The organism is Fictibacillus gelatini DSM 15865 (assembly GCF_000430745.1).
In the GTDB taxonomy this organism is placed as follows: Bacteria; Bacillota; Bacilli; order Bacillales; family Fictibacillaceae; genus Fictibacillus_A; species Fictibacillus_A gelatini.
Map to the genome: position 1 here is coordinate 1 of NZ_AUMP01000069.1, position 4,811 is coordinate 4,811.

General features: G+C 36.4%; 9 protein-coding genes. 7 read left to right on the forward strand and 2 right to left on the reverse strand.

Going from position 1 to position 4,811, the window contains the following annotated elements:
• Positions 1 to 346 precede the first annotated feature (346 nt).
• Complete coding sequence (locus H538_RS0117940) at positions 347 to 550, forward strand: helix-turn-helix transcriptional regulator (RefSeq protein ID WP_026678758.1); 204 nt, start codon at positions 347 to 349, stop codon at positions 548 to 550.
• A gap of 9 nt (positions 551 to 559) precedes the next feature.
• Here the strand turns inward: H538_RS0117940 and H538_RS25755 are convergent, their stop codons facing one another.
• A complete protein-coding gene (locus H538_RS25755; protein WP_081412706.1) occupies positions 560 to 784 on the reverse strand; it encodes a LexA family protein in 225 nt (74 codons plus the stop codon).
• Between the two features lie 320 nt (positions 785 to 1,104).
• On the opposite strand from H538_RS25755, the gene H538_RS0117950 reads away from it, so the two are divergent.
• Together H538_RS0117950 and H538_RS0117955 are read left to right on the forward strand one after the other, a co-directional pair.
• Positions 1,105 to 1,467 (forward strand): YolD-like family protein, encoded by a 363-nt coding sequence (locus H538_RS0117950; RefSeq protein ID WP_035351473.1) that lies wholly within the window; start codon positions 1,105 to 1,107, stop codon positions 1,465 to 1,467.
• Between the two features lie 124 nt (positions 1,468 to 1,591).
• Positions 1,592 to 1,834 (forward strand): hypothetical protein, encoded by a 243-nt coding sequence (locus tag H538_RS0117955; protein ID WP_026678761.1) that lies wholly within the window; start codon positions 1,592 to 1,594, stop codon positions 1,832 to 1,834.
• On the opposite strand, the gene H538_RS0117960 is transcribed toward H538_RS0117955, so the two are convergent.
• Positions 1,835 to 2,863, reverse strand: a complete 1,029-nt coding sequence (locus H538_RS0117960; RefSeq protein ID WP_026678762.1) for a hypothetical protein — start codon at positions 2,861 to 2,863, stop codon at positions 1,835 to 1,837.
• A gap of 257 nt (positions 2,864 to 3,120) precedes the next feature.
• Here H538_RS0117960 and H538_RS0117965 point away from each other — a divergent pair, with 257 nt between their 5' ends.
• The 4 genes from H538_RS0117965 to H538_RS0117980 form a co-directional block, all read left to right on the forward strand.
• Positions 3,121 to 3,483 carry a hypothetical protein gene (locus H538_RS0117965; protein WP_026678763.1) on the forward strand — a complete coding sequence of 121 codons (363 nt, stop codon included), beginning with the start codon at positions 3,121 to 3,123 and terminating at the stop codon, positions 3,481 to 3,483.
• Positions 3,484 to 3,502: 19 nt separating this feature from the next.
• Complete coding sequence (locus tag H538_RS0117970) at positions 3,503 to 3,733, forward strand: hypothetical protein (protein ID WP_026678764.1); 231 nt, start codon at positions 3,503 to 3,505, stop codon at positions 3,731 to 3,733.
• A 20-nt stretch (positions 3,734 to 3,753) separates the two neighbouring features.
• Positions 3,754 to 3,936, forward strand: a complete 183-nt coding sequence (locus H538_RS26820; RefSeq protein ID WP_035351476.1) for a helix-turn-helix domain-containing protein — start codon at positions 3,754 to 3,756, stop codon at positions 3,934 to 3,936.
• A gap of 63 nt (positions 3,937 to 3,999) precedes the next feature.
• Positions 4,000 to 4,811 (forward strand): tyrosine-type recombinase/integrase (locus H538_RS0117980; protein WP_026678766.1); only part of this gene is annotated, 812 nt, incomplete at its 3' end.

Here is a 4,811-nt window from a genome sequence, read left to right on the forward strand (position 1 = left end):
AATTTCAACAATCATTTTTCAGACCTCACTTTCGTTTTGATTTTTAAAATTGCGCGCCACTGCCATTAGATATTCATGTAATGAATAGTTGCATTGAATGAGAATGACAAAATAAGAACAGAAACCCATGTGGCGCATGGTTTTTCGTGATTCCCGATTACTATTACGTTTGAGAAATAAAACCAGAAACCTATTCACGAAGTTGATGGGGAACTGGATACGGTAGAGTATACGACTAATGAGGCTTGACATTTGCAAGTCCATTTAAAACTTTTTAAATCCATCTTGTACATTTATGAAGGACAAAGAATGGAGTTTGGAGAAAGAGTTGTCGAGGTGATCTGGGATGAAATTCAAATGTAGATTAAAAATTATTTATGCGGAAGACGAAATCACACAAGAAGAGTTGTCTGAGAAAACAGGCATTTCAAGTAGTACTTTAAGTGCGCTTGCAAACAATAAACAGTTACCGACTTTTACTAATGCCTATATTATTTCTGATGCTGTAAAAAGACCAATAAATGAAATTTGGGTTCGTATAAATGAATAAAGCCCGCCTCTATCCGGCGGGCCGCTCGATTACACGCAAGGTTCTAGGTCTTCCCTGCTCCCAGGTTACAAATCCCTTTTTTCTTAAACGTTCCAAATGTCCCATAATAGTACTTGACGAAGTTAGACCAACCGCCTGTCCCACTTCTCTTACTGTAGGAGCATAATGGTTTTGGTCGATGTAATTTCGAATAGCTTCTAATATTGCTGTTTGTCTTTTGGTTAACTTATGCACTTTCGTTTCTACCCTTCGTTTTTCTGTAATTGACCCCTAAAACATTTTCTAACTTGAATGTCCTGGTCCTTCGACGAAGATGACAGTATGCTTTCATCACGGATCCGGAAAGCTGATGGATTGTTATAACACGTTGCGTGATTTTGCCATTGTCGGACATATAAATAATTTCAACTGGTATACCAGCTACTCTGCATTTTTCCAAATAGCTAAGCATATTGTCATCCTCCTCTTTACTCATTATACCGAACATATGTTTTAATTTCCAGTATAAATCGAACGTTTATTCGTATATAATATAGTCGAAAGGAGATGGTTTTATGCCAAATAAATTGACACCAGGCTATAACTTGATGTGGGAATCGAGCCGAATGATGCTACCGGAGCACAGGGAAATGCTCCTTTGGCAAAAAGAAGAGATGAAAAAAGTTGAAAAGCCAGCACTTGACGATCAGAAGCTTGAAGAATTCGAAGAAATTATCCTTGAGGCAATGGAATTTACATATATCTTGAAGTTTATTTACTATAGATGCGGATTTTATGAAGAGTTGCAAGGGTACATTACCCGTGTAAAAAGTTATGAGCAAGAATTATGGATCGTGGACAAAAATGAAGCAACACACAGGTTACGGATCGACGATATTATCGATATTCAAGTGATCGGCAGCATGCCTCAACCATGACATTATTGAAAAATTCTCACAATTTGGCAAATGAAAATTGTTGCATTAGGCTTTATCAGAAGATATTATGTAATTAATGATCTATTGATTTATTAAAAATTATTTGGAAGAGGAGTGAAATCCGATGGTAAGGGAGGTTATCCAAATTAATCCTTTTTTAAGAAAGTTATTACATTGGTTATCCGTTGCAGGAACTTCTATGATTATTTTTGGAATGTTATACCTTGCGCAAAGATATACCATCGGACTTCTCTTTTCCTTTAATGATATAAAAATAAAAGGATTTCCAGTACATGTAATAGTATTCACCATTACATCATTACTTTTTATGAAAAAATTTATAAAAATTAGTTCCCCTTATAAATAATCAATCTTCTTGAAATCTTTCAGGAAGATTTTTTGTTTCTTCAGGAAGTTCGATCTCAAGTTTCTTTATTGCTTGTCTGTTTTCAATTTCTAGTTGTTTCAACTTTTGCTCATCTAAATGTTTACGAAACTTGAGTATCTTTTCTATTAATCCCTGAGACGATACTTCGACATCTGTTTGATCTTTTGTGCGGGTAACCTTAGCTTTACCTCCGACTACAAACGTAAGTATTACACCTAACCCTATAACAGTCCATGCTGCGTCACCCGAAGATAAAAACTCCATAACACCTGGAGACTGAACACGTAATTTTAACTCAATCTCGTTTTTATTAAATTCTTTTTCTGGATCAAACGGGTTATTAATAAAAGGTACTAACTCAAGAATGTTGTTTATCCCAGTAACTAAATCGATTGCAGCAATTTCTTTTTGTCTTTTTACATTTAATACAAGATGAGCAGTTTCATTTTTTAAATAAAAACTGTATAATGTCCTATCGATCACATCAGCATAATCGTTAGCATTATTAATAGTATGATGGGATTGCATCATCCTATATAAAAGCGGATCCAATTCAACTCTTTTTACAGTTTTCACCCACTTAATTTTTCTTCTCTTTTGAAAAGGACATACCCCTTCCTCAATTGATGTTTCACTTACAGTTTCGATATAAGGGTGTGTTTCAATAAGACCAAATGAAACATGGGTCGAATTATGACTGGGGATCATAACAACATCATTAGGTTTCATTTCAAACAAAAAACGATGTATTTGATTATATATTAATCCTGGTTGTTTATTATCAGGATATTGTTTCTCTATTTCCTTAACTAAAATAGACTTCTCCGTTGACTTGAATTGTTCTATATCGTTAAATTCATCCCATCCTATTGCAATAAAATTGTCAAAATAAAATTCCTCATAATACTCACCCGATTGTGTACGTACAAGCCAATAATTTCTTGCAGAATCAATTTTAACAACTGGCAAGTCTAACTCATCAATTAGACTATATAAATCTTTAGCCAAAATTTTTCCTCCTTTAATCTAATGAATAATGATCAACAACTTTGTTGGGGAAGCTCACCTTTCGGCAAGGTGAGCTTTTTTTATTGGAAGACCTACCCTCCATGATTCATATATTCTATGTATATTTGAAATTGTCCTCTTTTGTCGAAAAGAAATCTGAAAAATTTTTAGATAGATGGTTTACAACTACACGAAAACGTGTAATAATATAATTAACAACACGGAAACGTGTAAAACAAGTTAGGAGGCGATTGAAGATGATGAAGAAAATCATGGAGGAAGCTCACAAGTTAGCGAAACAAATGGAAGGTGATTACGCAGCTCGTTTGAAACTAGCTCTCAAAACAGTTTGGGCTGCCGTGAAAAACGAAGTAGCGATCACTGCCGTTTCTCAAGTGAAAAAGAACGAGTGGAAAAAGTACGGCAAGCATCGTGTATACGCTGACGCTCGAATCCAATTCATCATCTATAAAAAAGAGATCGACCTTTTTTCATTCGCCGACACAAAGGTTTCCGGGTTTGCTGACATGACAACAGGAAAATTCAAAGTACAAACAGCCGGCAGCAGGCTTGCTTGCGAGGCACAACAAAAAGCAGCGAAAATTATCTTCGCTGCATAAATCAAGGGAGGAAATGAAAATGGCAAAGCTAATCAAAGTCGAAGGCGTAGAACTTGACTATTCAAACCTGTACTATGATGCGGAAGTACCGGCACGTTTTTCTGCAACCATCATCATCGAGGAACAAGACGGTGACAAGGTGATTATTGACGCGATCGCTGAAGAAACAAACGAAACTTTCGGAGTCGAAAAAGGTGAACACTTTGATCCCGGCGAAACTGTTACAGTTGAGGATGTGCTGGGGGAGTAATCTCCCCACTCTCCCTCACCATGACAGCAAGCGAAGCCGATGAGAGATGGGGATTACCAACAGGCGAAGTACGACAATCTTGCAACAGAGGAAAACTCAAAAAGTATATCGAAAAAGGTCTTGTTCGTCAGTCTGGAAAAGTATGGCTTGTGACTGAAAAGGCCATGATCGAAGTGTACGGTGAGCCAAAACAAAAAACATAACTGATTAACCGGACCCTATATTGTCCGGTCTTTTCATATTATTATTTAGAAAGGTGACGACCAATGGCAAAAATAATACAGATGAAAAACATAAAACAAACTACATTGAAAGAAATTGAACACCTTTTCCTTGACTATCGGCGTTCAATGGGAGTATCCGAAAATACGTTTCTACAGAATGAAACAAATTTGAAGCTTTTTCTTTCCTGGTGTGAAGAGAATGACTATCAATATATAGAAGAACTTTCCCCATTTGTCATGAGCAAATATATTGCTTTTCTATATCAACGTTCAAACTTGAAGACAGATCGAAAACTTTCTATTTCAACAATAGGTGCACATATCAAAGTATTGCGTATCCTGTCGAAGTTTTTGAAAAGACGTTCGTTCCTCATGGAAGATATCATGGAAGACATATTACCTCCGCCTCCTCCTCATCGAATCATTGAAACTTTTACGGACGAACAAATCAAACTAATCTTCAAAAATACAGACCAGAAGAAGTACAAGATCCTTTTCTATCTCCTACTAACAACTGGCCTCCGTATATCTGAAGCTCTCAGTCTGAAACCGGAGAATTTTCACTTTGACAGAAGGTTGATTCGCATCATAGGAAAGGGAAACAAACAGCGCGAAGTACCGTTTTCACTAGATTTACAGAGATACATAAAAGAATATATTGCAGAAATGAAAAAACAACATGGAGAGTACATATGGGAGTCGAGAAAAGAAGGGAAACTTTCAACGGCAGCCGTCCGTAATGAACTATATCGTATACAAAGAAAAGTAGGAAATGAAACTGGATTAGACCGTATTCAAGTCCGGCCGCATATATTCAGACACACTTTTGCAAAGAAGTGGATTATGGCTGGCGG